Annotated in this window: 24 protein-coding genes; 15 read left to right on the plus strand and 9 right to left on the minus strand. The window is 63.7% G+C overall.

The features are described 5' to 3' along the window. Positions 1-144: 144 nt before the first annotated feature. Entirely contained in the window at positions 145-3,663 is a 3,519-nt protein-coding gene (gene dnaE, locus BLV27_RS08150) for a DNA polymerase III subunit alpha (protein ID WP_092644897.1), read from the plus strand. A gap of 148 nt (positions 3,664-3,811) precedes the next feature. Here dnaE and BLV27_RS08155 read toward each other — a convergent pair whose 3' ends face one another. Beyond that, positions 3,812-4,273 carry an Lrp/AsnC family transcriptional regulator gene (locus BLV27_RS08155; protein WP_092644899.1) on the minus strand — a complete coding sequence of 154 codons (462 nt, stop codon included), beginning with the start codon at positions 4,271-4,273 and terminating at the stop codon, positions 3,812-3,814. 104 nt (positions 4,274-4,377) lie between these two features. Between BLV27_RS08155 and BLV27_RS08160 the strand changes: the two genes are divergently transcribed. Beyond that, the gene (locus BLV27_RS08160) at positions 4,378-4,596 is read left to right on the plus strand and encodes a DUF6356 family protein (RefSeq protein ID WP_092644740.1); all 219 of its coding nucleotides are present in this window, start codon (positions 4,378-4,380) and stop codon (positions 4,594-4,596) included. 64 nt (positions 4,597-4,660) lie between these two features. On the opposite strand, the gene BLV27_RS08165 is transcribed toward BLV27_RS08160, so the two are convergent. Both BLV27_RS08165 and BLV27_RS08170 read right to left on the minus strand, forming a co-directional pair. Beyond that, on the minus strand, positions 4,661-5,365 hold the full coding sequence (locus tag BLV27_RS08165; protein ID WP_244504584.1) for a response regulator transcription factor: 705 nt from the start codon (positions 5,363-5,365) through the stop codon (positions 4,661-4,663). Further along, entirely contained in the window at positions 5,365-7,269 is a 1,905-nt protein-coding gene (locus BLV27_RS08170; RefSeq protein WP_092644744.1) for a hybrid sensor histidine kinase/response regulator, read from the minus strand. The genes BLV27_RS08165 and BLV27_RS08170 overlap by 1 nt, the downstream gene beginning before the upstream one ends. Before the next feature lie 136 nt (positions 7,270-7,405). On the opposite strand from BLV27_RS08170, the gene BLV27_RS08175 reads away from it, so the two are divergent. The 4 genes from BLV27_RS08175 to BLV27_RS08190 all read left to right on the plus strand — a co-directional run bounded on the left by BLV27_RS08175 (position 7,406) and on the right by BLV27_RS08190 (position 12,019). After that, positions 7,406-9,352 (plus strand): AMP-binding protein, encoded by a 1,947-nt coding sequence (locus tag BLV27_RS08175; protein ID WP_092644746.1) that lies wholly within the window; start codon positions 7,406-7,408, stop codon positions 9,350-9,352. A gap of 322 nt (positions 9,353-9,674) precedes the next feature. Beyond that, on the plus strand, positions 9,675-10,490 hold the full coding sequence (locus BLV27_RS08180; RefSeq protein WP_092644749.1) for an ABC transporter ATP-binding protein: 816 nt from the start codon (positions 9,675-9,677) through the stop codon (positions 10,488-10,490). 79 nt (positions 10,491-10,569) lie between these two features. Next, positions 10,570-11,025, plus strand: a complete 456-nt coding sequence (locus BLV27_RS08185) for a hypothetical protein (RefSeq protein WP_092644751.1) — start codon at positions 10,570-10,572, stop codon at positions 11,023-11,025. 4 nt (positions 11,026-11,029) lie between these two features. Next, positions 11,030-12,019 carry a branched-chain amino acid ABC transporter permease gene (locus BLV27_RS08190; RefSeq protein ID WP_092644754.1) on the plus strand — a complete coding sequence of 330 codons (990 nt, stop codon included), beginning with the start codon at positions 11,030-11,032 and terminating at the stop codon, positions 12,017-12,019. Between the two features lie 15 nt (positions 12,020-12,034). Here BLV27_RS08190 and BLV27_RS08195 read toward each other — a convergent pair whose 3' ends face one another. Next, positions 12,035-12,340 carry an SHOCT domain-containing protein gene (locus BLV27_RS08195; RefSeq protein WP_092644756.1) on the minus strand — a complete coding sequence of 102 codons (306 nt, stop codon included), beginning with the start codon at positions 12,338-12,340 and terminating at the stop codon, positions 12,035-12,037. Between BLV27_RS08195 and BLV27_RS08200 the strand changes: the two genes are divergently transcribed. From BLV27_RS08200 to BLV27_RS08225, 6 genes are all read left to right on the plus strand, one after another. Next, complete coding sequence (locus tag BLV27_RS08200) at positions 12,339-12,518, plus strand: hypothetical protein (RefSeq protein WP_092644758.1); 180 nt, start codon at positions 12,339-12,341, stop codon at positions 12,516-12,518. The genes BLV27_RS08195 and BLV27_RS08200 overlap by 2 nt on opposite strands. Beyond that, the gene (locus BLV27_RS08205; RefSeq protein ID WP_092644760.1) at positions 12,518-13,594 is read left to right on the plus strand and encodes a branched-chain amino acid ABC transporter permease; all 1,077 of its coding nucleotides are present in this window, start codon (positions 12,518-12,520) and stop codon (positions 13,592-13,594) included. The genes BLV27_RS08200 and BLV27_RS08205 overlap by 1 nt, the downstream gene beginning before the upstream one ends. Positions 13,595-13,711: 117 nt before the next feature. Continuing rightward, positions 13,712-14,995 carry an ABC transporter substrate-binding protein gene (locus BLV27_RS08210; RefSeq protein ID WP_092644762.1) on the plus strand — a complete coding sequence of 428 codons (1,284 nt, stop codon included), beginning with the start codon at positions 13,712-13,714 and terminating at the stop codon, positions 14,993-14,995. Between the two features lie 99 nt (positions 14,996-15,094). Then, the gene (locus tag BLV27_RS08215) at positions 15,095-15,940 is read left to right on the plus strand and encodes an ABC transporter ATP-binding protein (protein ID WP_092644764.1); all 846 of its coding nucleotides are present in this window, start codon (positions 15,095-15,097) and stop codon (positions 15,938-15,940) included. Then, complete coding sequence (gene thpR / locus BLV27_RS08220) at positions 15,937-16,482, plus strand: RNA 2',3'-cyclic phosphodiesterase (protein WP_092644767.1); 546 nt, start codon at positions 15,937-15,939, stop codon at positions 16,480-16,482. The genes BLV27_RS08215 and thpR overlap by 4 nt, the downstream gene beginning before the upstream one ends. Positions 16,483-16,502: 20 nt before the next feature. Next, positions 16,503-17,690, plus strand: a complete 1,188-nt coding sequence (locus BLV27_RS08225; RefSeq protein WP_092644769.1) for a phenylacetate--CoA ligase family protein — start codon at positions 16,503-16,505, stop codon at positions 17,688-17,690. Between the two features lie 225 nt (positions 17,691-17,915). On the opposite strand, the gene pheT is transcribed toward BLV27_RS08225, so the two are convergent. From pheT to BLV27_RS08255, 5 genes are read right to left on the minus strand one after another with little or no spacing between them, the layout of a single operon-like run. After that, on the minus strand, positions 17,916-20,309 hold the full coding sequence (pheT, locus tag BLV27_RS08235; protein ID WP_092644774.1) for a phenylalanine--tRNA ligase subunit beta: 2,394 nt from the start codon (positions 20,307-20,309) through the stop codon (positions 17,916-17,918). Positions 20,310-20,338: 29 nt separating this feature from the next. After that, on the minus strand, positions 20,339-20,839 hold the full coding sequence (locus BLV27_RS08240) for a GNAT family N-acetyltransferase (RefSeq protein ID WP_092644776.1): 501 nt from the start codon (positions 20,837-20,839) through the stop codon (positions 20,339-20,341). After that, positions 20,836-21,312, minus strand: coding sequence for an MOSC domain-containing protein (locus tag BLV27_RS08245; protein ID WP_244504585.1), 477 nt, complete (start codon positions 21,310-21,312; stop codon positions 20,836-20,838). Before BLV27_RS08245 ends, BLV27_RS08240 begins: the two co-directional genes overlap by 4 nt. Then, a complete protein-coding gene (locus tag BLV27_RS08250) occupies positions 21,309-21,758 on the minus strand; it encodes a GAF domain-containing protein (RefSeq protein ID WP_092644778.1) in 450 nt (149 codons plus the stop codon). Before BLV27_RS08250 ends, BLV27_RS08245 begins: the two co-directional genes overlap by 4 nt. A 57-nt stretch (positions 21,759-21,815) precedes the next feature. Further along, a complete protein-coding gene (locus BLV27_RS08255; protein WP_092644780.1) occupies positions 21,816-23,015 on the minus strand; it encodes a thiolase family protein in 1,200 nt (399 codons plus the stop codon). 153 nt (positions 23,016-23,168) lie between these two features. On the opposite strand from BLV27_RS08255, the gene BLV27_RS08260 reads away from it, so the two are divergent. The 3 genes from BLV27_RS08260 (at position 23,169) to BLV27_RS08270 (ending at position 25,919) form a co-directional block, all read left to right on the plus strand. Further along, a complete protein-coding gene (locus BLV27_RS08260) occupies positions 23,169-23,543 on the plus strand; it encodes an STAS domain-containing protein (RefSeq protein WP_092644782.1) in 375 nt (124 codons plus the stop codon). Then, positions 23,543-23,992, plus strand: a complete 450-nt coding sequence (locus tag BLV27_RS08265; RefSeq protein ID WP_170831391.1) for an ATP-binding protein — start codon at positions 23,543-23,545, stop codon at positions 23,990-23,992. The genes BLV27_RS08260 and BLV27_RS08265 overlap by 1 nt, the downstream gene beginning before the upstream one ends. 349 nt (positions 23,993-24,341) lie before the next feature. Continuing rightward, positions 24,342-25,919, plus strand: a complete 1,578-nt coding sequence (locus BLV27_RS08270; RefSeq protein ID WP_092644786.1) for a gamma-glutamyltransferase family protein — start codon at positions 24,342-24,344, stop codon at positions 25,917-25,919. Positions 25,920-25,929 lie beyond the last annotated feature (10 nt).

The following is a 25,929-nucleotide window of genomic DNA, read 5'->3' on the forward strand; positions in this document are numbered from 1 at the left end:
CAGATGCCAGGACCCGTCCCTTCGATGCGGCGTAGAAGGAACGTACCGATGAAACCCGCCAAATGGATGATTTGCAAGTCCGCCCGGCAACGCCAGCAGCAGATCGGGCTTTCGGTGGGCCGCGTCGCATGGCTAGATGCACCCATGCCTGATCCCCGATTCATCCACCTGCGCGTGCACACCGAATACTCTCTGCTCGAAGGGGCGGTGCGGCTGAAAAAGCTGCCTGACCTGGTGGTGAAGAACCAGATGCCGGCCGTCGCGGTGACCGACACGAACAATATGTTTGCCGCGCTGGAGGCGGCGACCGGTCTTTCGGCGCGCGGCATCCAGCCGATCATGGGCTGCCAGATCGATATCATGCACGACCCGGCCGCGCCGGGGGAAAAACCACGCAAACCGGCACCGGTTGTCCTGCTGGCGCAGACGGAGGCGGGATACGAGAACCTGATGCGGATCAATTCCTGCCTGTACCTGGAGCGGCCCGACATGCTGCCGCAGGTCACGGTGGAGGAGCTGGCCGAGTTCTCCGACGGATTGATCTGCCTGACTGGCGGACCCAACGGCACCGTCGGGCGGCTGGTGGCCGACGGGCAGGAGGCCAAGGCCGAAGCCCTGCTGGAGCGGCTTCACGGCATCTTTGACGACCGGCTCTATATCGAGTTGCAACGCCAGCGCGCACCAGAACCGACCGAGCGGTTCCATGTCGAGCAGGCCTATGCGCGCGGTATCCCGCTGGTGGCGACAAACGACGTCTATTTCCCCGATCCACAGATGCACGAGGCGCATGACGCGTTCCTGTGCATTGGCGAAGGTTCCTATGTTGATCAGCAGGCACCGCGCCGGCAGGTCACGCCGCGCCACCACTTCGCCTCGCAGTCCGAGATGGCCGCTCTGTTCGCCGACCTGCCCGAGGCGCTGGAAAACACGATCGAGATCGCGCGCCGCTGCGCCTTTAAAACCTATGGGCGCGATCCGATCCTGCCGAAATTCGCCGACGACGAGGTGCAGGAATTGCGCCGCCAGTCCGAGGAGGGATTGCGCGCGCGCCTGGCCGTCATCCCCCATGCCGCCCCGGTGGAGGAATACGAAAAACGCCTCGAGTACGAGTTGGGCATTATCGAGGGGATGGGCTTTCCGGGCTATTTCCTGATCGTGGCCGACTTTATTAAATGGGCCAAGGATCACGACATCCCAGTGGGTCCCGGTCGCGGGTCTGGCGCGGGATCGCTGGTGGCCTATGCGCTGACGATCACCGACCTTGATCCGCTGCGCTATGCGCTCCTGTTCGAGCGGTTCCTGAACCCCGAACGTGTATCGATGCCGGACTTCGACATCGACTTCTGCATGGATCGCCGGGAAGAGGTGATCCACTACGTTCAGGACAAGTACGGTCGAGACAAGGTGGGGCAGATCATCACCTTCGGCGCGCTGCTGTCCAAGGCCGCCGTGCGGGACGTGGGGCGCGTGCTGGGCATGTCGTATTTCCAGTGCGACCAGCTTTCGAAGATGATCCCCGTGGAAGGCGTCAAACCCGTCTCGATCACCAAGGCCCTGGCGGACGAGCCGCGCCTGCGCGAAGCCGCCCGAGAGAGCGAACAGGATCGGCGGGAGGGGCGATCGAACCCGGTCAAACGCCTGCTGGACTATGCCGAGAAGCTGGAGGGCTTGCTGCGCAACGCCTCGACCCACGCCGCCGGCGTCGTGATCGGGGATCGGCCGCTGGACCGGCTTGTGCCGCTCTACAAGGACCCCCGGTCGGACATGCCGGCGACGCAGTTCAACATGAAATGGGTTGAGAAGGCCGGCTTGGTCAAATTCGACTTCCTTGGCCTCAAGACGCTGACGCAGGTGCAGAACGCGGTCGAATTGATCCGGGCGCAGGGACGCGACATCCATATGGCCGCCGATGGGCGGCAACTCTACGCGCCGGCACCGGGCACCGAGAACGACATCAACGCCATCCCGCTGGACGACACGGCCAGTTACGAGCTTTACTCCGCCGCGCGCACAGTCGCCGTGTTCCAGGTTGAATCCACGGGTATGATGGATGCGTTGCGGCGCATGAAGCCGACCTGCATTGAGGACATCGTGGCCCTGGTCGCGCTGTACCGTCCCGGACCGATGGAGAACATTCCGAAGTATTGCGAGGTGAAGAACGGGCTGAGCACGCGCGACACCCTGCACCCCTCCATCGACCATATCCTGGACGAGACGCAGGGCATCATCGTCTACCAGGAACAGGTGATGCAGATCGCGCAGGAAATGGCCGGGTATTCGCTGGGCGGGGCCGACCTGCTGCGCCGCGCGATGGGCAAGAAGATCCAGGCGGAGATGGACGCGCAGAAACCGATCTTCCTGGAAGGCTCCGCCAAGAACGGTGTCGATGCCAAGAAGGCAGACGAGGTCTGGGCGCTCCTCGACAAGTTCGCCAACTACGGTTTCAACAAATCCCACGCAGCCGCCTATGCCGTCGTCAGCTACCAGACGGCCTGGCTCAAGGCGAACCACCCGGTCGAGTTCATGGCCGGAATCATGAATTCCGACATTCACCTGACCGACAAGCTGTCGGTCTATGCCGAGGAGGTCCGCAAGGCGACGGATCGCGGTGGCCTCGGGCTGGAAATCGTACCACCCTGCGTCAACCGCTCCGCCGCGCGGTTTACCGTGGCAGACGGCAAGCTGGTGTATGGGCTGGGCGCGCTCAAGAACGTGGGTGTGGAGGCCATGGGGCTGGTGGTCGACGGCCGCGGCGAGAAGCCCTTCTCGACGCTCTACGATTTCGCCCGCCGGGTGGACCTCAAGCGCGTGGGCAAGCGCCCGCTGGAGATGCTGGCCCGCGCCGGGGCGTTCGATCAGATCGACGACAATCGCGCCCGCTTGCTGGAGGCGTTGGACGGGCTGGTCGGCTATTCCGCCGCCATCCATGAACAACGCGCCTCCAACCAGGTCAGCCTGTTCGGCGAAGCGGGCGACGATCTGCCGGAGCCGCGCCTGCCCTTCCGCGATGACTGGCTTCCGGCCGAACGCCTGGGTGAGGAGTTCAAGGCCATCGGCTTCTATCTGTCCGGCCATCCGCTCGATGACTACATGATCGCGCTTAAACGACAGAAGGTTCTAACGCTGGCCGACGTGCAGGCGCAGACCCGTAATGGGCCGATGGTGGCCAAGATCGCCGGTATCGTCTCCTCCCGGCAGGAACGCAAGTCCGCGCGCGGCAACCGCTTCGCGTTCCTTCAGGCCAGTGATCCGACCGGGGCCTACGAGGCGATGGTCTTCTCCGACACGCTGGATGCCAGCCGGGAACATCTGGAAGCCGGGTGTCGCGTAATCCTGCAAGTCGAAGCGACGCAGGAGTCGGACCAGCTCAAGTTGCTGGCCCGCGCCGTCACCCCGATGGATGATGCAGTGGACCAGGCCCCGCAGGTCGGCCTGCGCGTCTTCCTGGATGAACCGGACGCCATCGGACCATTGCAAGGACTACTTGCCCGCCTGTCGGGTGAGTCGGGGGCGCGCGGGCGCGGCCCGCTGCACCTGTGCCTGCTGGGCGATGATCTGCCCGGCGAGGTTGAGCTGCGCCTGCCCGATCTCTACCCGGTGAACCCGAAGGTGAAAGGGGCCCTGCGCTCCCTGCCCGGCGTCGCGATGGTGGAAGACGTCTGATCGAGTATTTGGAAAGCAGAGACGCCTTGCCTGCGTAAACCGGGGTGAGCCGGTCGCGGGATTGCAGTTCCTATGTTCGGCACCCGCATTCGCCGCCTGAACGTAGGCCGACCGGAACCCCTTCGAAACCGGCGGCGCGTCAAAACATTCAGATGGGCAGTGCGGTCGTGTCCTTGATGTTTTCCATGACGAAGCTGGCCGAGATGTCAGCCATCTGCACCCGTGCGATCAGGGCCTTGTAGAACCGGTCATAGTCGGCCACGTCAGCCACCCGAACCCGCAGCACATAGTCGAGGTCACCCGTCATCCGGTGCGCGCCCTGGATTTCCGGCATCGAGGCGACGGCGGCCTGAAACTTGTTCAACCAGGTCTGATCGTGCGTGCCGACGCGGATCATCACCAGGACAGACAGCCCGAGGCCCAGCAGTGCGGCATCCAAGTGGGCAACGCGTTCACGGATCACGCCCGCCTCCTCCAGCCGCTTGATCCGCCGCCAACAGGCGTTGCGCGAAAGACTGACACGCTCGGCCAATGTGTCGAGACTGGCTGTTGTGTCGATTTGCAGCTGCCGTAGGATTCGGCGGTCAGTTTCGTCTATAATAGTCGTCATGATCAGGAAGATATCCCACAAATTGAAAGCCATCCAGCGTCTTTGGGATATTTTGACTCCATATACCTGACAAACTGGCCACAGTTCAGAAACCGGAGGCTACCATGACCCAAATCGCTCAGTTCATTCGCGGATTTCAGGACCATCCCGCTTCGGTGGACGAAAGCTATTTTGGGCACATGCGCTTTGCTCTCGGCTTTGCCGGTGCGCTCTTCGCCGCCGGAGGTGCAGCCCTGATCCATGCGCTGATCCCGCCGCTGTTCGAGACGACAGCCAGCGAAAAGATTAAGGCGCTGCACACCAAGATCATCAACCGCCACTGAACCGACTCGCCCCGTCAGGTTGCGCGGCCAGGGCGGAACTGCCCGCCAGCGGTTTCGGCGAACCCTATGACCAGGCGACTTCGCCCAGAAAGATATATCCTGCGCCATAGATCGTCTTGATCAGCGCGGGGTTTTTCGGATCTTCCCCCATTTTCGCGCGCAGACGCGAAACCCGCACATCGATGGCGCGGTCGAAACTTTCACTGGCGCTGCCGCCCAAGGCCTCCTGCATCTCGGCACGCGACAATAGGCGGCGGGGGCGGCCAAGGAACAGGCGCAGGATTTCGGCCTCGGCCTGGCTGAAGCCGACTTCGCCGTCCTTTACCTGACCCGGCGGCCCCGTGAGAGTGAAGCGGTCGAAATCTGCCGTGAACGGCCCGAACCGCGCGATAGTGCGCGCGGGGGCCGTGGGGGTCTTGCGCAGGCGCGCACGCACACGGGCCACGATCTCGGCGGGTTCGAAGGGTTTGACCACGTAGTCGTCCGCGCCCAGCTCAAGTCCGGTGATCCGGTCCTGCACCTGCCCGCGCCCGGAGATGATGATGATCGCCGCGCCGCCCTCCAGCGCCAGTTGCGACACGACGGCCAGACCATCCCGGTCCGGAAGGCCCAGATCAACCAGGCAAACGTCGGGGGTGGATTGGCGCAGGGCAGACTCGAACGCGGCAGCACGGGCGTAGGTGCTGACCTGCATCCCAGAGGCCAGCAACGCGTCGGCCAGCAAGTCGCGGATCTGAGGATCATCGTCCAGAATGGCAACGCGGGGCATCATGCCAGGGCCGCCGCAAGTTTCTCGAGCGTGAACGGCTTGCGGATAACCGGCCATTCCGCCACCGCCTCGCGGTAGAGCGGTGCGTCATGCGGCAGCGAGGTCATCAGCGCGACGCGCAGGTTTCGGGCAGCGGCCGTCCGCACCAGGTCGAGGCCAGTTTCACAAGATTTCAGCATGATGTCCGACAGGACCATGGCAATGCCCTCAATGTCCATGAGGTCCCGCGCTTCCGTGACGGAGGAAGCTTCCAGAACCGAATGCCCCGCCGTCACCAGGCGGTCGCGCACGGCCTCGCGGATATGGGGCGCATCCTCGACCAGCAGGATCAGCATTGGCGGCGGACCCGGCGGCGGCGTGCGCAGCGGCAGACGCAAGGTAACCTGTGCACCACCGCCAGGCGCATTCTCCAGCCTAGTGCGCCCGCCGGCCAGTTTCACCACGTCATAGACCATCGACAGGCCCAAGCCCGTACCATCCTCGCCCTTTTCGGTGAAGAACGGCTCCACCCCCTTTTGCAGCGCTTGGGTGCTGAATCCCGGCCCGCTGTCGGCCACGATAAGGTCGACCCAAGTGTCGCGTACGTTTCGGGCCGCCACGGTGATCGCGCCTTTATCCTCTCCGATGGCGTCGCGGGCATTCAGGATCAAGTTCAGCGCGGCATCGCGCAGCGCCTCGGGGTCGAGCAATACCGGCTCATTCAGCCCGTCGACTAACCAGTTCAGGGTGATCCCGCCTGGAAGCGACGCTTCTGCCAGCAGGACGACTTCGGCCAGGAACGCCGCCAGGTTGGTCGCACGGGGCGACAGGTCGCGTGGGCCCGACAGCCCGGCGATCCGGTCGATCAACGCACCGCCCCGCGTCGCCGCCAAACCTATCGCCTCGATCGCCTTGGCCGCCCCGGGCGGTAGGTCGAGGCCGGTCAGGCGGTCCTTTTGCCCGAGGATGATCGTGAGAAGATTGGCGAAGTCATGCGCCATCCCGCTCGTGAGCTGGGCCGCAACCTGACGGCCTGCGGATTGCGCCAGCGCGGCACGGGCCTGCGCCTCCTCGGTGATATCGACCGACAGGGCATAGACGCCGGTCACGCCGTCCTCGTCCCGGTCGGGGGTGAAGCTCACACGGATACGGCGGGCCGAGGCGTCATGGGTGATCTCGAAAACCGAGGGGGTGCCCTCCAGCGCCGCCGTCAGGCGCGGTTTGATATCGGCATAAGTCCGCGTGCCCAGCGCCTCTGCCATGGTCATGCCGAGGATGTCAGACTTGGCACCCGGCATGACCGCGCCCAGACGACGGTTCGAAAATGTATAGCGCCGGTCCCGGTCCAGTCGCGCGATGTGAGCGGGCAGCATCTCGGTCGTCATCTGGATCCGCGCCGCCATCTCGGTCGCTTCGCTCTGCGCCTGCCGCAGGGCGGCGTTGGTGGCGGCCAACTGGCGGTTGGCCAGCTCCAGTGCCTCGTGGCGTTCCAGCAGTTGCTCGGACAACACCTCAGAGCGGGCCCGCAGCAGACGCTCCTGCGCACGCGCCACGGTGATGTCGGTATAGACGGTCACCCACCCCCCTTGCGGCAGCGGCGAGCCTTCGACCGAGATGATCTGCCCGGACGGCCGCGTACGTTCAAGGTAATGCGGCTCGAACGCGCGGGCCTGCGCCACGCGTTCGGTCAGCATCGCATCGATATCGTCTACCGCCCCGTATTCGCCCCGCTCAAGCAGAAATCGAATCGTGTCGGCGAAAGACGCGCCGGGGCGCGACAAGGCGTCCGGCAGGTCGAACATCGTGGCAAATCGCCGGTTGCTGACCGTAAGTCGCAGGTCCGCATCATAGATCGACAGGGCCTGTCCGATCAGGTTCAGCCCAGCCTGCGTCAGGCTGGCGGGGGTGCCGCGCGTGCTTGTCATAGCCCGACGGTATCATGAGGTGGGCGCGCAGCAAGCTGTTACAATTCGTTAGAATTGGGAAACACGGGTGAAGGAATCGTAACGCTATGATCACCAAGGGCCGCATTCTGGGAGGGATGCGGGGGAGAACTTACGCATGACCGATCTATCCACGATTCCGGCTTTCCTGAACCGTAACGCCACCGAATTCGGAGACGCCGCAGCCTATCGCGAAAAGGAATTCGGGATATGGCAGCAATGGACTTGGGCCGAGGCCCGGACCGAGGTTGAGGAGATGGCCCGCGGCCTGATCGCCCTCGGGCTGGAGATCGGGGAGCATGTCGCCGTTATCGGGCGCAACCGCCCGCAACTTTACATGTCCATGGTCGCGGTGCAATGCGCGGGCGGCATTCCGGTGCCGCTTTACCAGGATGCGGTGGGCGAGGAGATCGCCTATGTGCTGGGAAATTGCTCGGCCAAGTTCGTTATCGCGGGCGACCAGGAACAGGTCGACAAGGTCGTGGAAGTGAAAGACCGGATCGAGGGTCTGCGCCACATCGTCTACCTTGATGGTGGGGGGCTGCGGAAATACGACCACAGCGTCATGTCCTCGATGGAGACTCTGCGCGAGACGGGCCGCAACACCGACCGCGCCGAGATGGACCGCCGTCGTGCGCAGCAGACGGGCGCGACCACCTGCGTGATGCTCTACACCTCTGGCACGACCGGAAAACCCAAGGGCGTTGTACTCAGCCACGACAACATCGTCTCGACCTCCAAGGCCTCCAGCGGGTTCGATCATCTGCGCCAGACCGACGAGGTGCTGGCCTATTTGCCCATGGCCTGGGTCGGGGATTTCATCTTCTCCATCGGGCAGGCGATGGTCACGGGCTTCACCGTCAACTGCCCCGAAAGCGCGGACACAATCATGTCCGACCTGCGGGAAATCGGGCCGACCTATTACTTCGCCCCGCCCCGCGTCTTCGAGACACAGCTGACCAACGTGATGATCCGAATGGAGGATGCGAGCCGCCTGAAGAAGGCGATGTTCGATTACTTCATGGCACATGCGAAAACCGTCGGCCCGCGCCTGCTAGACGGCGAAGAGGTCGGGCTGTTCGACCGGTTAAAGTACAAGCTTGGCGAATTGCTGGTATTCGGCCCGCTCAAGAATACCCTGGGGCTGAGCCGTGTGCGCGTCGGCTACACCGCCGGAGAGGCGATCGGGCCGGAATTGTTCGATTTCTATCGCTCCATCGGGATCAACCTCAAACAACTGTACGGGCAGACCGAGGCTTCGGTCTTCATCACCCAGCAGAAGGACCACGAGGTCCGCTCCGACACCGTCGGAACGCCAACGCCGGGCGTGGAGTTGCGCATCGCTGAAAACGGAGAGGTCTTCTACCGCTCCCCCGGCAGCTTCGTGGAATATTACAACAACCCGGAATCCACCGCCTCCACCAAAGACGCGGAGGGCTGGGTCGCCACCGGCGACGCGGGCTTCATCGAGGAGGGGACCGGGCATCTGCGGATCATCGACCGGGCCAAGGACGTGGGCAAGATGGCCTCCGGCGCGCTGTTCGCGCCCAAGTTCGTCGAAAACAAGCTCAAGTTTTTCCCTGACATCTACGAGGCCGTGGTCTTCGGCAACGGGCGCGACCGCTGCGTGGCCTTCATCAACATAGACCTGACCGCTGTCGGCAACTGGGCCGAACGCAACAACATTGCCTACGCATCGTATCAGGAGCTGGCGCAGCACCCGCGCGTGATCGCCACGATCACCGATCACGTGAACAAGGTGAACAAGCTGGTTGCCGAGGATGACATGCTCGCCGGGTGCCAGATCCACCGCTTCCTCGTCCTCCACAAGCAGCTGGACGCCGACGACGAAGAGATGACGCGCACCCAAAAGGTGAAACGCCGCCTGATCGAGGAGAAATACGCCGACCTGATCGAGGGCCTCTATGGCGAGGTGGACACCGTCTATACCGAGACCGACGTGACCTATGAAGACGGCCGCAAGGGCAAGATCAAAGCCACAGTGAAGATGTGCGACGCCGAGGTCGTGCCGGTGAAGGTCAAGACGCTGGAGGCGGCGGAGTGATTGGGGCCCTAATGCAAATGCCTTTGCAGACGTGCCTGCCGGATTGCCTCACTGAGATCCGGCGCAGCCGGGTTTTCCATCGCTATGCGAAACGCGTTGTTAATATTTTCGCCTTCGCGAAGAAGGGCCACGAACATACCCTCGATAAAGAGGTCAGTTTGATAGGCAGTCGGCATAGTTGGAACACTCCATTAAACATGAAGCTTCCCATTGATACCGCAAACGCCGCTCAAGCCATGCACGAGAGTTCAAGCGAACATGTCGCGTGGTTCACACCGTTGAATGAAATAGGCGGGATCAGCCCCGCTCTACGGGTAATCTCATGCTAGACACCGACACCTTCACCACCCCCGACGGGCGCACCATCGGCAGCACCGTCATGGACCTGCGCAACATCACGCTGCGCTTCGGCGGGGTGGAGGCGATCAAGGACATCTCCTTCGACATCCGCGAGGGTGAGATCCGTGCGATAATCGGACCGAACGGCGCGGGCAAGTCGTCGATGCTGAACGTCATCTCCGGCTTCTATGTCCCGCAGGAGGGGGAGGTCTGGTTCCGCGGCAAACCGCGCCCGCCGATGAAACCCTACGAGGTCGCCCAGCAAGGCATCGCCCGCACGTTCCAGAACATCGCCCTGTTCGAAGGCATGTCAGTTCTGGACAACGTCATGTGCGGTCGGCTGGGGCATATGAATACCAACCTCCTTTCCCAGGCCCTTTGGTGGGGCAAGGCCGCCCGCGAAGAGACCGAGAACCGCGCCGCCGTCGAACGCGTCATCGACTTTCTTGAGATCCAGGCCATCCGCAAGACGCCCGTGGGCCGCCTGCCCTACGGCCTGAAGAAACGCGTCGAGCTGGCCCGCGCATTGGCCGCACAACCCTCGCTCCTGCTGCTTGACGAGCCGATGGCCGGCATGAACGTCGAGGAGAAGGAGGACATGTCCCGCTTCATCCTCGACGTGAACGACGAATTCGGCACCACCATCGCCCTGATCGAGCATGACATGGGCGTCGTGATGGACCTGTCGGACCGCGTGGTCGTCATGGACTACGGTCGCAAGATCGGCGACGGCTCACCGGACGAGGTGCGCAACAACCAGGACGTAATCGACGCCTACCTCGGGGTCGCGCATGACTGAGTGGTTGGGCAGCCGGGGCCCAGCCCCCATCGGCCTTCGGCCTCCCCGCCGGGATACTTGGGGCAAGAGGAAGACGGCATTGGCAGCGGTGTTTCTGCTCATGCCAATCTCGGCGTTGGCGGATGCGTGGTCGGTGTTCGAAGCCCGATGCCTCGACCGGATGGCCGAAGTGGCCCCGCCAGATCTGAACGGGATGACCCTGCTGGGATCCGTCCCGGGATTGGATATCTGGACCGCTCCCTCCGGCATGACCGTCACCACGACGGCACCTGGGGAAGACGCGGCTTTATCCTGTGCCGTCTCGTGGGATAGAATCATACCGGACCGACAGACGTCAGGCGACAAGGCGAAAGCCTGGACATCCGAGGCGTTGCGGTCCGACAGTTGGGAAGACGTCACCGGAACTGTTTCCCATTCCCCGATCACCCTGCGATCAACCCTCTGGCGCGAACCTCGCATGGAGGTGGCCGTCTCCGTTCTGGAGGTCGAAGGCCACCCCCGCTTCGTCGCCCGCGAAACCGATTTGGAGTCCTGAGACCATGCCCGATCAAGTCCTCTTCGGAATGGAAGTCGCCCTGAACGGCCTGATGGCCGGCGTGATGTATTCGCTGGTGGCCCTCGGCTTCGTGCTGATCTTCAAGGCTTCCGGCATCTTCAATTATGCCCAAGGGGTCATGGCGCTGTTTGCGGCGATGACCTTGGTGGGCATCCAGAACGGGCAGGTGCCCTTCAGCCATCTGATCAACGCGACCTTCGGCACCGACATTCACAACTTCGGGTGGACCGTGCCGGCGCTGGCGGCGATCCTGCTGACGGTGGTCGTGATGGCGGTGTTTGCCTGGCTGGTAAACAAGTTCGTCTTCAGCCACTTGGTCAATCAGGAGCCGATCATCCTGTTCATGGCGACCATCGGGCTGGCATATTTCCTTGAGGGTGTGGCCGACCTGATGTGGGGGTCCGAGATCAAGACCCTGGACGTGGGTCTGCCGCAGGGCATCAACGACTGGATCGATCAGACCACGTTCAACGCGCTGGGCTACGGGTTCTTCATCGACAATCTGGACATCGTGGCGACGATCATTGCGGCGCTTCTGGTGATCGGGCTGATCCTGTTTTCGCAGTACACCAAGCAGGGTCGTGCCCTGCGCGCCGTGGCCGACGACCATCAGGCCGCCCTGTCGGTGGGCATTTCGCTCAACTTCATCTGGGTGCTGGTGTGGTCCATCGCAGGTTTCGTGGCGCTGGTCGCGGGCATCATGTGGGGGGCCAAGTCCGGCGTGCAGTTCTCGCTGTCGCTGATTGCGCTCAAGGCGCTGCCGGTCCTGATGCTGGGCGGCTTCACGTCGATCCCCGGTGCAATCGTGGGTGGCCTTATCATCGGCGTTGGCGAGAAGCTGTTTGAGTTCGCCATCGGTGCCCCGTTCCTGGGCGGTGCGACGGAGAACTGGTTCGCCTATGTGCTGGCGCTGATCTTCCTGGTGTTCCGCCCGCAGGGATTGTTTGGGGAGAAGATCATTGAACGGGTTTGAAGCGCACCGCGGGCCCTATAGGTCGTTCAGCGCGTACACCACGATGAGGGCAAGTCCAACAACGATGATCGCGCCCAGCGCCAAGGTGCCGACCTCGGTCATCGCCAGAAGCGCGGTGCCCCCGATCAACGCGCCGGTTGCTACGATCCAGTTTGGTACGCCGGGCACAAGGCTGCCCCGTCTTTCACGCGTCACGTTCAGGACCGCTTGGCGCTCGGGCGACAGGATGCGCTCACGCATCTTGGCGAACTCCGCATCGTTGACCTCGCCCGCATCGCGCAGTTCGAGCAGTTTTTTCAGTTCAGTCGCCTGTGTGGACATGGATCGGCCTTTCGCTGGTTCGCGCGCCAAGGTCGATGACAAAAATGCCAGCCGCATGGCGAAATCGCGGCGGGGGACACGTGGATGCGATGCCTTGGCGGCGCACGCGTTCGACGCGTTCCGGTCGCATGCCCCGCGTCTTGGGGCGAATACCAAAATCTCGATGGAGGCCATCTGATGCTCTACCGTGAAGCCGGAGACTTCAAAACCTCCTACACCGCCGACAACCAGACTTTCCCCATCAAGTTCGACCGTTGGGGGTACTGGGTCGTGCTGGCCGTGGCCTTTCTGATCGTGCCGTTCGCGGTGAACGACTACTGGGCTTCGTCGCTTCTGGTGCCGTTCCTGATCTACGCCATCGCGGCCCTGGGCCTGAACATCCTCGTGGGCTACTGCGGACAGGTGTCGCTGGGAACCGGCGGGTTCATGGCGGTGGGGGCCTATGCCTCCTACAAGCTGATGACATCGTTTCCATGGATGGACATGTTCACCGTGACCATCCTGTCCGGTTTCATCACCGCGGCCGTGGGCGCGGCCTTTGGCCTGCCATCGCTTCGGATCAAGGGGTTCTACCTGGCCGTGGCGACGCTGGCGGCGCAGTTCTTCCTCGTCTGGATGTTCAACAAGGTGTCGTGGTTCTACAACTACTCCGCCTCCGGCCAGATCAGCGCGCCGGAGCGGTCGATCTTCGGCATCATCGTCACCGGCCCCAACACGCAGGCCTGGGCGCAGTACCTATTCTGCCTGATCTTCGTCGTCGCGCTGGCATGGGTGGCACGAAACCTGACGCGGGGCACGGTGGGGCGCAAGTGGATGGCCATCCGCGACATGGACATCGCCGCCGAGATCATCGGCGTGAACCCCCTGCGGGCCAAGCTGTCGGCCTTCGCCATCTCCAGCTTCTTCATCGGAATTTCGGGCGGGCTGTTTTTTACGGTCTACCTGGGCGCGGTCGAAGTGGGCGAGGCATTTGGCATCCAGAAATCGTTCCTTGTCCTTTTCATGGTCATCATCGGGGGCTTGGGATCGATCTTCGGCAGCTTTGCAGGGGCTGCGTTCCTTGTCTTGTTGCCGGTGGTCCTGAAACTCGTCGGCGTGGATCTGCTGGGCTGGCCCACGGATATCGTGGCGCACCTGAACCTGGTGATCGTCGGCGGCCTGATTGTTTTCTTCCTCATCGTGGAGCCGCACGGCCTGGCGCAGCTTTGGCGCCTGACGAAGGAGAAATTGCGACTTTGGCCTTTCCCCCACTAGGGTCAGGCCTGCGGAGGGCAGCGTAATGCCCTCCCTACGAAACGCACCCGCCGGAGGAGGCAGGCGCGACGACAACAGCCGGACAACCGGCACAACGTATCAAGGGAGGATACACGCATGAAGAAACTAGGAACCCTCACGGTTGCCGCCGTCATGGCTGCCGCCCCCGCGATGGCCGAACTGGTCATTCCGGACCTCAGCTATCGCACCGGCCCCTATGCCGCCGGCGGCATCCCCTTTTCGGACGGGTATCAGGACTATTTCACACTCCTGAACGAACGGGACGGCGGCATCGGCGGTGAACCGATCCGCCTGATCGAATGCGAGACGGGTTACAACACCGAAAAAGGCGTCGAATGCTACGAGTCGACCAAGGGCGAAGGCGCGCTGGTCTATCAGCCCCTGTCGACTGGCATCACCTATCAGCTGATCCCCAAGACGGCCGCCGATGGCATTCCGTTGCACACGATGGGCTACGGCCGGACGTCTGCAGTGAACGGCGAAGTCTTCAACAACGTCTTCAACTACCCGGCCAACTACTGGGACGCGGCCTCGGTCGCGGTGAACTACCTGCTGGATCAGAACGGCGGCTCGCTCGATGGCAAGACCATCGCGCTGATCTATCACAACTCCGCCTACGGCAAGGAGCCGATCCGCACGCTTCAGGCGCTTGGTGAAAAGCACGGCTTTTCCCTGACCGAGATCGCCGTCGATCACCCCGGTCAGGAGCAGAAGTCCCAGTGGCTTCAAATCCGGCGCGAGCGTCCGGACTATGTGGTGATGTGGGGCTGGGGCGTGATGAACCAGGTAGCCGTTCAGGAGGCCGCCAACGTCCGCTACCCGATGGATCAGTTCATCGGCAACTGGTGGGCCGGTGCCGAGCATGACGTGACTCCCGCCGGCGACGCAGCCGACGGCTACCTGTCGCTGAACATGAACACCATCAACCCGGACGCGCCTGTCTTTACCGAGATCCAGTCGGCCGTGATCGATGCGGGCATGGGCGCGGGTGACGGGTCGAACGTCGGCAAAGTGCTCTACACCCGTGGCATGTATGCCGCGATGCTGGCCGCCGAGGCGATCGCCAAGGCGCAGGAAATCCACGGTGTCACCGCCATCACCCCCGCGATGATGCGCGACGGGATGGAAGCCCTGGAGATGACCGAAGCCCGCATGGAAGAGCTGGGTTACCCGAACATCGGGCCAGTCTTCTCGGTGTCGTGTCAGAACCACGGTGGCTCGGGCGAAGGCCTGGTTCAGCGCTGGAACGCATCCGCCGGCGTGTTCGAGCCGCTGACCGGCTTCATTGCACCTGACGCGTCGATCATCGAGCCACTGGTCCAGGAAGACAGCCTGGCCTACGCCGCCGAAAACAACATCACCCCGGCCTGCGCCGAGTGATCCAACCTTTCCCGGTCCGCGCACCGCGCGGGCCGGGATACCATCGCCTTTGCCCTGCGGCCCGATCGGACCGCAATGCCAACGCGAGGGAGACGTGCCATGCTGGACGCCAAACCGGATAACACGAGCGAGGCCAACACGCAGGAAAACCTGCTGGTGGTCAACAACATCGAGGTGATCTACAATCACGTGATCCTCGTCCTGAAAGGCGTCAGCCTGTCCGTGCCCAAGGGCGGCATCACCGCCCTTCTAGGGGGCAACGGCGCGGGCAAGACGACGACGCTCAAGGCCATTTCCAACCTGCTGCGTTCCGAACGCGGCGACGTGACCAAGGGCTCCATCATATATCGTGGCGACCGCATCCAGGATCTGTCGCCCGCCGACCTGGTCGGGCGCGGCGTCATCCAGGTGATGGAAGGCCGCCACTGCTTCGAGCACCTCACGATCGAGGAAAACCTGCTGACCGGTGCCTATACCCGCCGGGATGGTGCCAAGGCCACCGCTGACGACCTGGAAATGGTATACGAGTATTTCCCCCGCCTGCGCGAACGGCGCAAATCGCAAGCCGGTTACACTTCGGGCGGTGAGCAGCAGATGTGCGCAATCGGTCGCGCCATGATGGCCCGCCCCGAGATGATCCTGCTGGATGAACCTTCGATGGGCCTGGCCCCGCAACTGGTCGAACAGATCTTCGGTATCGTCAAACGCCTGAACGAAGAACAGGGCGTGACGTTCCTTTTGGCCGAACAGAACACCAATGTCGCGCTGCGCTTTGCACACTACGGATATATCCTGGAGTCGGGCCGCATCGTGATGGACGGCCCGGCCAAGGAACTGCGCGAAAATCCGGACGTGAAGGAATTCTACCTCGGCATGTCCGACGAAGGCCGCAAATCCTTCCGCGATGTGCGGTCCTATCGCCGCCGGAAACGCTGGCTGTCATGAGGGCATTTGTCGGCCTTCCCTGCCCCGAGGGCTGGATCGGGCCGCTGGTGCGCGCGCAGGGCCGCTTGCCCGCAGGGCGGCGCGTGGAGGCCGATGATCTACATCTGACGTTGGCGTTTCTGGACGACCAACCCGAAGATCGACTGGCGACCTTGGACGAAACGCTCGACGCGCGACCGCTGCCTGCCGCAACCCTCCGGGCGGTATCCTACGAGGCGCTCGGGGCAGGGCAGCCGCGTGCCGTGGTGCTGGACGTGGCTGCTGACGACGGGCTGACATCCCTGCGCGACCGGGTACGGTCGGCGGCGCGGACGGCGGGCATCACCTTGGCCCGCGACCGGTTCCGCCCGCATATGACCCTCACCCGCTATTCGCGCAGCGCGCCCTGCGATACTGACCGGCTGCCGGGTCTTCTGGCCCGTTTGGGCCGCCCCGACCTGCCCCCGGTGCAGGCGACGGGGGCCACGCTCTGGTCATCTGTCCTGACACCAGACGGCCCGCTGTATGAACCGCTGTCCACCTATCCCCTGCGCGCCGCCTGACGCCGACAAGGAACCCCGTGATGAGCCACTACGATGCCCTTGAAACCCGGTCCGCCGACGAACGCGCCAGCGCCCAATTGACGACCCTGCGCGCGCAATTGGCCCGCGTCGCGGCGACCGATGGAGACTGCCTGCCCGCCACGGACCTTTCCGATCTGGCCGACCTCGCGACCCTGCCGATCCTGCGCAAATCGCAGTTGTCGGAATGGCAGGCGAAAACGCCACCTTTCGGCGGCATGCACGTCGCCAACGTGGCGCATGTGTTCCAGTCGCCCGGACCAATCTATGAACCCGGTGGCGTCACCCACGATTGGTGGCGCATGGGGCGATTCCTGCATGCCTGCGGCATCGGCGCGGACGACACGGTGCAGAACTGCTTCGGCTATCACCTCACCCCCGCCGGCATGATCTTCGAGAGTGGGGCCCGCGCCGTCGGGGCCCGCGTCCTGCCCGCAGGCACCGGCCAGACCGACCTTCAGGTGCGCGCCGCCAAGGACATAGGCTGCACTGCCTATGCGGGCACGCCCGATTACCTCAAGGTGATCCTGGACCGCGCCGAGCAGATGGGCGAACAGCTCGCCTTCACCCGCGCGGCCGTGGGGGGCGGTGCGCTTTTCCCCAGCCTGCGCCAGGAATACGCCGATCGCGGCATCGCCTGCCTGCAATGCTACGCCACCGCCGACCTGGGCAACATCGCCTACGAAAGCGCGGCGATGGAGGGCATGATCGTTGACGAGGGCGTAATCCTGGAAATCGTTCGCCCCGGCACGGGTGACCCGGTTCCCCCCGGCGAGGTCGGAGAGGTCGTGGTCACCACGCTCAACCCCGACTATCCGCTGATCCGCTTCGCCACGGGCGACCTGTCGGCGATGATGCAGGGCACATCGCCCTGCGGGCGGACCAACATGCGCATCAAGGGCTGGATGGGCCGCGCTGACCAGACCGCCAAGATCAAGGGCATGTTCGTGCGCCCCGAACAGGTGGCCGACCTTGTCGCCCGCCACCCCGAAATCCGCGCCGCCCGCGTGACCGTGACGCGGCAGGGTGAGATGGATGCCATGGCGGTGCAGATCGAGGCTGACGGCGGGAACGAAGCCGAATGGGCCGCATCGGTCGCGCAAGTACTCAAGCTCAAGGGCGCGGTCGAACGCGTCGATGCGCTGCCCAACGATGGCAAGGTGATCGACGACCAGCGTGTCTACGACTGAGCGGGCAACCCGGCATCTTCGGATCTGACCCCGGGTGACCAAGGGCGCGGACGCACTTCCGGGCCGTGATGATCCTTGGCAGGCTCGCGGATGGTCAAGAACGGTCCAGTCAGCATGTAATCCGGCACCCGCACGCCGGTTTTCCGCGGCATCGGCAGGCGCGGGCCAACCTGGGGGAGCGGAAGCACGAAATTCTGCCACCGCTCGCCCGGCTTGGACGCCCAGTCAGCCGCGCAATTCGCCACCCGTCGCCTTGGTCACTTTTTCGACGATCTTGGCCGACACGGCTTCGATATCCTTGTCAGTCAGGGTCTTGTCCGTCGGTTGCATCCGCACGGTCAGGGCCAGTGATTTACGCCCCTCGCCCAGGCTGCCCCCGATGAATTCGTCAAAGACGCGCACCTCGGTGATCAGGGCCTTGTCCGCCCCCTGCGCCGCGTTAACCAGATTCTGCACCTCCGTATCAGCATCGACCACGAAGGCGAAGTCCCGCTCCACCGCTTGAAGGTCCGCCAGGATCAGCGCGCCGCGCGACGTCCCCTGCGCCTTGGGCACCGGAATTTCAGCAGGCCAAATCGTGAAGCCGACCGCAGGCCCCTTCACGTCCATCGCCTTGAGAACCTTGGGATGGATTTCCCCGAAGACGGCCAGCACCTTTTTCGGTCCGAGGCACATTTTCCCCGACCGGCCCGGATGCCACCAATCGGCAACCCCGCGCAGGATCTGCGCCTTGGCGGGGGCCCCCAGGGCGGCCAGCACGGCCTCCGCATCGGCCTTGGCGTCGAACACATCGACCGCGCGCCGATCGCCGTGCACACCTTTGGGGCCGGTGTACCCGATCAGCAGTCCCGATATCTGCTGGTGCTGCTCACCCGGCTCTCCGCCTTGGAACGCAGCGCCCAGTTCGAACAGGGCCATGTCGGCCTGTCCCCGGGCCTGATTGCGCGCCGCCGCCTGCAACAGGCCAGGCAGCAACGCCGGGCGCATGTGGCTCATGTCGGTGCTGATCGGGTTTTCCAAACGGGTGGCATCGGTGCCGCCCCCGAACAGCGCCGCCGAGGTCTGATCGATGAAGGTATAGGTGACGCATTCGTTGTACCCGAGGGATGCCGCCGTTCGCCGGGCCATCCGTTCGCGCTGCTGCGCTCGCGTCAGAACGGGGCGCAGGATGCCGGGTGCACGCACCATCGGCCGGCCTTCCAGCTTGGTCAGCGATGCGATCCGCGCCACCTCCTCCACCAGGTCCGCTTCGCCCTGAACGTCGGGCCGCCACGACGGGACATGCGCCATCTCGCCTTCCAGCGTGAAGCCCAACGCCGTCAGCGTCGCCCGCTGCACCTCCGCCGGGATCGACATGCCGACCAGGCTCTCGACCCGCGCCGTGTCCAACTTGTAGGCACGGGACACATCTGGCACGGCCCCCGCGATCACCATATTCGACACTTCCCCGCCTGCGTGATCCAAGATCATCCGGCAGGCATAATCCGGCCCATGGGGCGTGAACGCCGGGTCCGCGCCCCGCTCGAAACGGTACCGCGCGTCGGAGTTGATCTTCATCGCCCGACCGGCCAGCGCGATCTGCACATGATCCCAGAACGCGCTCTCGATCAGCACATTGACGGTGTCTTCCGTCACACCGGTCTGCACGCCGCCCATGATGCCGCCAATGCTCTCGACGCCCGTGTCATCCGAAACCACCATCGCGCCCTCGGGCAAGACATAGGTCTTGTCGTTCAGCGCCGCGATCTCCTCGCCGCCCTTGGCGCGGTGAATCCGCAGGTCGCCCTTCACCAGATCGGCGTCGAACACATGCAGCGGACGGTTCAGGTCGTAGGTGAACCAGTTGGTCACATCCACAAGGAAACTGATGGGTCGCAAGCCGATCGCGCGCAGCTGATCCTGCAACCACGCGGGCGACGGTCCGTTCTTCACGCCCCGGATCATCCGCATCGCGAAGACGGGGCAGCCATCCAGAGTGTCGGCGTCGATGGTCACGGAAACGGGGCTGTCGAATGCCCCCTCGACCTTCGGGTCCGGCAGGTCCTTCAGAAAACCCAGCCCCCGCGCCGCCAGATCGCGCGCGATCCCCCGAACGCCAAGAGCATCGGGACGGTTCGGCGTGATGGCGATCTCGATCACCGGATCGACCTTAGCCGGGTCATGCTCGGCCAGCCAATCGGTGAATCGCTGACCCACCTCGCCCGAGGGCAGTTCGATGATCCCGTCATGCTCCTCGCTGAGTTCCAGTTCCCGCTCCGAGGCCATCATCCCAAAACTCTCGATCCCGCGGATCTTGCCCACGCCGATTGTCGTGTCGATGCCGGGGACATAAACGCCCGGCTTGGCCACGACGACGGTGATGCCCGCGCGCGCGTTCGGCGCGCCGCAGATGATCTGCTGCAAACCTTCGTCCGTCTCAACCTGACAGACGCGCAGACGGTCGGCGTCGGGGTGCTTCTCGGCCGATTTCACGAAGCCCAGCGTGAACTCGTGCAACCGCGCCGCGCGGTCTTCGATACCTTCGACTTCCAGACCCAGGTCGGTCAGCGTCTCGGCGATTTCAGCCACGGTGGCCGAGGTATCCAGGTGGCGTTTCAGCCAGGAGAGGGTGAATTTCATGGTCAGGGCCTATCGGTGTTTGCGCCCGACTATCCCATCCCGGCGCGGGTTTGAAGATCGAAGCCGATCCGACGTGCTTTCACCGGTTGATCCACCAGGAAATCGTCCACCGTCCCCTCGTCCCGTCCGCCCCGCGCCAAGTAGAACGCCAGCGCGCGCGAGTTCGACTCCAGCACGGTCAAATAGGCATGATCAAAGCCGTCCGCCGCCAAGGCATCCTTCACCGCGGACATGAGAGCGCCCCCCGTCCCCTGCCCCCGCTGATCCGGTCGAACGTGCAGGTTGTCGATCAGCGGGGGGTCACGGTCTGTCAATGCGCAGACGAAGCCGACAAGGCGGCCCTCTTCCTCCGCGACGAAGGTCATTTCGGGTGCGGCAAAGCTCCGCGTCGCCCATTTCTTCGCCATAGCATCGGGCAACACGTCGCGCAGGTACGCCGGGGGCAATTCGCCTCCATAACTGTCCTGCCAAGACGCAAGATGCAGCGCGCAGATGGCCTCGCGGTCGGCGGCGGTCGCGAGGCGAATCATGCCGCGCCGCCGGTCAAAGTCACGGTATCCCCCAAGGCGATCTCTCCTTCGCTCAATACGCTGGCGCACCAACCGCCATGGTGGCGCACGGCGGAATACCCGCCTCGACCCAAAGTCTCCTCCATACGGCTGCACGGGGCACAGGGCCCGGTGATCCGAAGCGTCGCAGTACCGACCGCCACGTCCTGCCCACGCAGCGCGGCCAGGTTGATACCCGAGACGTGGATGTTTCGGCGCAGCGCCCCCGCCGTCACCTCCCCCTCACACAGCGCGGCAATTACCGGCAGATGCTCCGCTTGGATCAGCGTGACAGCGCGCTTGCCGGGGGGCGCATGGTCGCCCGCCAGACCGGCCTCTGATACGCCGACACGCTCCAGTGGCTGCATCTGCGCCCGCCGCACGCCCCGTACCCCGATCCAGCCCACGCGGCCGGGTCGGGCATGCGTCGCTATCAACTCCCGCAGATAGCTCAATGCGAGAATACGGAGGTGAGCATCGCCGAAAGCTCCTCCGCGTCCTCTGACGTGAAAGCACCGGGTTGATTGCTGTCGATATCGAAGACGGCGATCAGCGCGCCGTCCCGACCGAAGACCGGCAGCACCAATTCCGAACGTGTCGACGACGCGCAGGCGATATGCCCCGGAAAGGCATCGACGTCCGGCACCAACTGCACCTCACCGGTCGTGGCACAAGCCCCGCAGACACCTCGCGGGAAGGGGATCACCAGGCACCCGTGCCCACCCTGATAGGGCCCGATCTTAAGCATCTCGGGTCCAGTCACGCGATAGAACCCGGTCCAGTCAAAGCGGTCGTCGGCGTGATGCACCTCGCAGGTGACCGTAGCCATAAGGGCGATCACGTCGTCCTCGCCCTCGGTCAGGCTGGCGATTGTCTTGTGCAGGCCGGGATAGTCGATCATCCTGTTTTCCTCGCCGATTTCGCGTCCGATCCATATCCGACGTGGATCACCCGTTCATCACCCATCATTCACACGCCCTCGGTCACGCTCGATCGCGATGGCCGTGCCCTCGCCCCCACCAATGCAGATGGCGGCGATCCCGCGCTTCACGTCGCGCGCTTCCATCGCGTGCAGCAATGTCACCATGATCCGCGCGCCCGACGCCCCGATGGGATGCCCCAGCGCGCAGGCACCGCCGTTTACATTAACAATATCAGGGCTTAAGCCCATCTCGTGCATGAAGGCCATGGGCACGACAGCGAAGGCTTCGTTCACCTCCCAAAGGTCCACGTCCGCGATGGACCAGCCCAGTCGTTCCAACAGTTTGCGCGCCGCCGGTACGGGAGCGGTCGTGAACAGGCCCGGCTCCTGCGCGTGGGACGCATGACCCGCGATGCGCGCGCGGACCGGCATCCCCTCGGCGTCGGCAACCGCCTGCGACGCCAGCACAAGTGCAGCCGCCCCATCCGATATCGACGAGGAATTGGCCGCTGTCACCGTACCATCCTTGCGGAAGGCAGGCCTAAGCGTCGGGATCTTGTCAGGCCGCGCCGTGCCCGGCTGTTCGTCGTGGGCGACGGTTGACTCCCCCTTGCGCGTAACGACCTGATAGGCAGCTACCTCTCGGTCAAACCCGCCCGACGAAATTGCCTCCTGCGCGCGGCTCAGCGACCGCAGCGCGTATTCATCCTGAGCCTCTCGGGTAAACTGGTAGGCTTCGGCACAATCCTCGGCGAAGGTGCCCATCAGACGCCCCTTGTCATAGGCATCCTCCAGACCATCGAGGAACATATGATCCAAGGCCTGACTGTGCCCCAGACGCGCTCCGCCGCGCATCGCGGGCATCAGGTAGGGCGCGTTCGTCATCGACTCCATGCCCCCCGCAACCATTACGCCGGTCTGACCCAGCACGATCTGGTCATGCGCCATCATCGCCGCTTTCATTCCCGAGCCGCACATCTTGTTAAGCGTCGTGGCTGGCACCTCCTTCGGCAGGCCGGCTGCGAACCCCGCCTGACGCGCAGGGGCCTGTCCCTGTCCTGCCGGCAAGACGCAGCCCATCAGTACTTCCTCGACCCGCTCCGGTGCAATCCCGGCCTCCAAGAGCGCCGCCGCAATGGCCGCCCCGCCAAGCTCCGACGCGGTGGCCGACGACAAAGCGCCCTGGAACCCTCCCATCGGTGTCCGCTTCGCCCCGGCGATGACTACGTTTTGCATGTTCCCACTCCCGCTTGGACAGATTCACGTTTTGGTAAGGTGTCGGAAGGTAACCTGCCAGCCAAGGACGCGGGACACCAGCCGCACCATGCAACACGACAGGCGCACGATACGGACAATCACATCCCTCGTATTCTTCGGCCCGGAGGCTTCATGTTAACCACCCATCGCCCGAACGGCAGCATTGTCGTTCTCAACGTTCAGGTTCCGCGCATCGACGCCGCGATCTCGATGGCGTTCAAGGAACAGGCTCGCCAGGTTATCCAAAACGAGACTGGCCGGGTCGTTCTGGACCTGCGAAAAGTCGAGTTTCTGGATAGCAGCGGTCTCGGAACGCTCGTCGCGATCATGAAAATGCTCGATGGCGGTCGTCGCCTTGAACTCGCCAGTTGCGGCGATGCCGTTCGCAAGGTCCTGACACTCACACGCATGGACAGCGTTTTCGTCCTGCATGCGTCATTGAACGATCTGCAGACCGACAACGCCGATTTTTCCATCGCTCACGCTGATGGGCAGGACGCGGCATGATGGCCCCTACCGCAATTGAAGCCCAGACAAGCGGCATCGTCCGAACGTCCTTCCCGGCCAAGCCTGCCGAAATCAGCAAGCAATTGACTGCCCTTCGTGGGACATTTGGAGAGCGGGGGCTCAACGACACGCTCGGCGACAGGGTCACGCTGGTTCTAGGAGAAGTACTCAACAATATCGTAGAACATGCGCTTTCCAATCACGACAGCCCGATCCTGCTGGAAGTGACGCAGGTCGCCGGACGGGTGCACGTTCAGACCGAAGATGCCGGTCTGGCCTTGCCGTCCAAGCTACTCGGCGCGGTCAGCCTTCCGGACATGGGCAGCACGGTTGAAGACCTGCCGGAAAGTGGATTCGGATGGTTCATCATCCACGCGCTGGTCGACGATATGGTCTACGAGCGTCACGATGGCAGGAACCGTCTGAGCTTCTCCTTCGTGGCGGCCTGAAGTCAGGTTGAAGCGGCGCTTCGGCGCAAGGACGGAAACCAATGGCCGATCCCACTAGAGGCGGGCCAATGGCATAAGTCCGTCACGAAGCGGCATTGTACACCAGGGCTGTCATCGCGGTCGCAAGATATTGCACTGCCTCCGCCGCGTGTCTTCACGACCCGGTACGGGAAAGAGCCAATTTCCTAACCTTGCGATGCCCGGTCGTCCTCGGGGCCGATCGACAGCCACCAAGCCTTTACGCTCCGACCCTTGAGTTTCCTGCAAGCAACCTCTTTCGCGTCGATCGCCGTTGGCACCGCGCAAACAGCACATTACGGTCCGCGCGAGAAACTGCCGAGGTATCCGAATGCGCGATTTTCAACTTCCCGGACGGTCACCGGTTCTGGCCACCGAGGGCATGTGCGCCACATCACATCCCTTGGGCGTGAAAGTCGCGCTCGACACTCTGGCACGCGGCGGAAACGCGGTGGATGCCGCGATCGCCGGGGCGGTCTTGCTCGGCCTGTGCGAACCACAGATGACCGGCCTGGGTGGCGATGCCTTCGTCCTTATGAAGCCCGCCGGCTCGGATGACATACTCGCACTAAACGGTTCCGGTCGGGCTCCGGCGGCGGCATCTGCGCAGAAACTGAGGGCGCAGGGTCTGAAGGCAGTTCCACCTACGTCGCCGCATTCGGTTACCGTGCCGGGTGCGGTCGATGCATTCTGCGCCCTTTCGGACACCCACGGGAAGTTGGGACTGGCCGACACGCTCGGGCCCGTAATTCGTTATTTCGAGACCGGCGTTCCCGTTGCCCCTCGCGTGGCTTTCGACTGGTCCGAATCAACCGACATGCTCCAGGGCTCCGCGCGCGATACCTACTTGGTCGGCGGGAATCCCCCCGGCATAGGGCACCAATTCGCGCTACCCGGACAGGCGGAGGTGCTGCGCCGTATCGCCGACAAAGGACGCGCTGGATTTTACGAAGGCGAGGTGGCGGCGGACATGGTCGCCACGTTGCAAGCTGCGGGCGGCGTCCACACCGAGGCGGATTTCGCCGCGACCGCCTGCGATTGGACCGACCCGATCAGCGGGACCTACAAAGGGACCGAACTGGTCGAGCATCCGCCCAACGGTCAGGGCGCGACTGCGATCCTGATGACAAATATCCTGTCGCATTTCGACATCGCCGCGTTGGATCCCTTCGGTGCGAAACGCGCGCATATCGAGGCCGAGGCCGCGAAGCTTGCCTATGACGCCCGGAATCGTCTGCTGGCCGACCCGGACCATACGGCGCGACTGGCCCATATGCTCGACATGGGCACCGCCGAGAAACTGGCGGCCCTGATCAACCCGAAACGCGCGATGGGTGCCGCCGCGTCGCTCACCGAATCGGTCCACAAGGATACGATCTATATCACCGTCGTCGACCGTGACCGGATGGCCGTATCGCTCATCTATTCGATCTTCAATAATTTCGGCTCGGGCATCGCGTCGGACAAGTTCGGCATTTTGATGCAGAACCGCGGCGCGGGCTTCACACTTGATCGCTGGCACCCGAACGAGATGGGGCCGGGTAAGCGTCCTATGCACACGATCATCCCCGGCATGCTGCGCGAAAACGGCCGGGTCACGATGCCTTTCGGCGTGATGGGCGGTGCCTACCAGCCCAACGGCCACGCGCGTTTCCTGTCGAACATGGTCGATTTCGGGATGGACGCGCAGACATCCATCGACGCGCCCCGCGCGTTCTCCGACAACGGCGTGATGAAAGTGGAACGCGGATATTCCGACACCGTGCGGGCCGAACTTTACGCGATGGGGCACGCGGTCGTGGTGCCCGACGGCCCCATCGGCGGGGCGCAAGCGATACGGATCGACGAGAGCGGATACCTGGAAGGTGCGTCTGACGCGCGGAAGGACGGTTGCGCCCTGGGGTATTGAGCGTCGGGCG

Origin of the sequence: Jannaschia faecimaris, assembly GCF_900107415.1 — a bacterium.
In the GTDB taxonomy this organism is placed as follows: domain Bacteria; phylum Pseudomonadota; class Alphaproteobacteria; order Rhodobacterales; family Rhodobacteraceae; genus Jannaschia; species Jannaschia faecimaris.

Coding starts and splice junctions, on each gene's coding strand:
- BLV27_RS08200 (WP_092644758.1), top strand. CDS start 12,339: ATGGATCGGCCTTTCGCTGGTTCGCGCGCCAAGGTCGATGACAAAAAT.
- dnaE (WP_092644897.1), top strand. CDS start 145: ATGCCTGATCCCCGATTCATCCACCTGCGCGTGCACACCGAATACTCT.
- BLV27_RS08170 (WP_092644744.1), bottom strand. CDS start 7,269: ATGACAAGCACGCGCGGCACCCCCGCCAGCCTGACGCAGGCTGGGCTG.
- BLV27_RS08165 (WP_244504584.1), bottom strand. CDS start 5,365: ATGCCCCGCGTTGCCATTCTGGACGATGATCCTCAGATCCGCGACTTG.
- BLV27_RS08160 (WP_092644740.1), top strand. CDS start 4,378: ATGACCCAAATCGCTCAGTTCATTCGCGGATTTCAGGACCATCCCGCT.
- BLV27_RS08225 (WP_092644769.1), top strand. CDS start 16,503: ATGAGCCACTACGATGCCCTTGAAACCCGGTCCGCCGACGAACGCGCC.
- BLV27_RS08180 (WP_092644749.1), top strand. CDS start 9,675: ATGCTAGACACCGACACCTTCACCACCCCCGACGGGCGCACCATCGGC.
- BLV27_RS08195 (WP_092644756.1), bottom strand. CDS start 12,340: ATGTCCACACAGGCGACTGAACTGAAAAAACTGCTCGAACTGCGCGAT.
- BLV27_RS08205 (WP_092644760.1), top strand. CDS start 12,518: ATGCTCTACCGTGAAGCCGGAGACTTCAAAACCTCCTACACCGCCGAC.
- BLV27_RS08240 (WP_092644776.1), bottom strand. CDS start 20,839: ATGATTCGCCTCGCGACCGCCGCCGACCGCGAGGCCATCTGCGCGCTG.
- BLV27_RS08250 (WP_092644778.1), bottom strand. CDS start 21,758: ATGATCGACTATCCCGGCCTGCACAAGACAATCGCCAGCCTGACCGAG.
- BLV27_RS08255 (WP_092644780.1), bottom strand. CDS start 23,015: ATGCAAAACGTAGTCATCGCCGGGGCGAAGCGGACACCGATGGGAGGG.
- BLV27_RS08215 (WP_092644764.1), top strand. CDS start 15,095: ATGCTGGACGCCAAACCGGATAACACGAGCGAGGCCAACACGCAGGAA.
- pheT (WP_092644774.1), bottom strand. CDS start 20,309: ATGAAATTCACCCTCTCCTGGCTGAAACGCCACCTGGATACCTCGGCC.
- BLV27_RS08260 (WP_092644782.1), top strand. CDS start 23,169: ATGTTAACCACCCATCGCCCGAACGGCAGCATTGTCGTTCTCAACGTT.
- BLV27_RS08190 (WP_092644754.1), top strand. CDS start 11,030: ATGCCCGATCAAGTCCTCTTCGGAATGGAAGTCGCCCTGAACGGCCTG.
- BLV27_RS08210 (WP_092644762.1), top strand. CDS start 13,712: ATGAAGAAACTAGGAACCCTCACGGTTGCCGCCGTCATGGCTGCCGCC.
- BLV27_RS08270 (WP_092644786.1), top strand. CDS start 24,342: ATGCGCGATTTTCAACTTCCCGGACGGTCACCGGTTCTGGCCACCGAG.
- thpR (WP_092644767.1), top strand. CDS start 15,937: ATGAGGGCATTTGTCGGCCTTCCCTGCCCCGAGGGCTGGATCGGGCCG.
- BLV27_RS08155 (WP_092644899.1), bottom strand. CDS start 4,273: ATGACGACTATTATAGACGAAACTGACCGCCGAATCCTACGGCAGCTG.
- BLV27_RS08265 (WP_170831391.1), top strand. CDS start 23,543: ATGGCCCCTACCGCAATTGAAGCCCAGACAAGCGGCATCGTCCGAACG.
- BLV27_RS08175 (WP_092644746.1), top strand. CDS start 7,406: ATGACCGATCTATCCACGATTCCGGCTTTCCTGAACCGTAACGCCACC.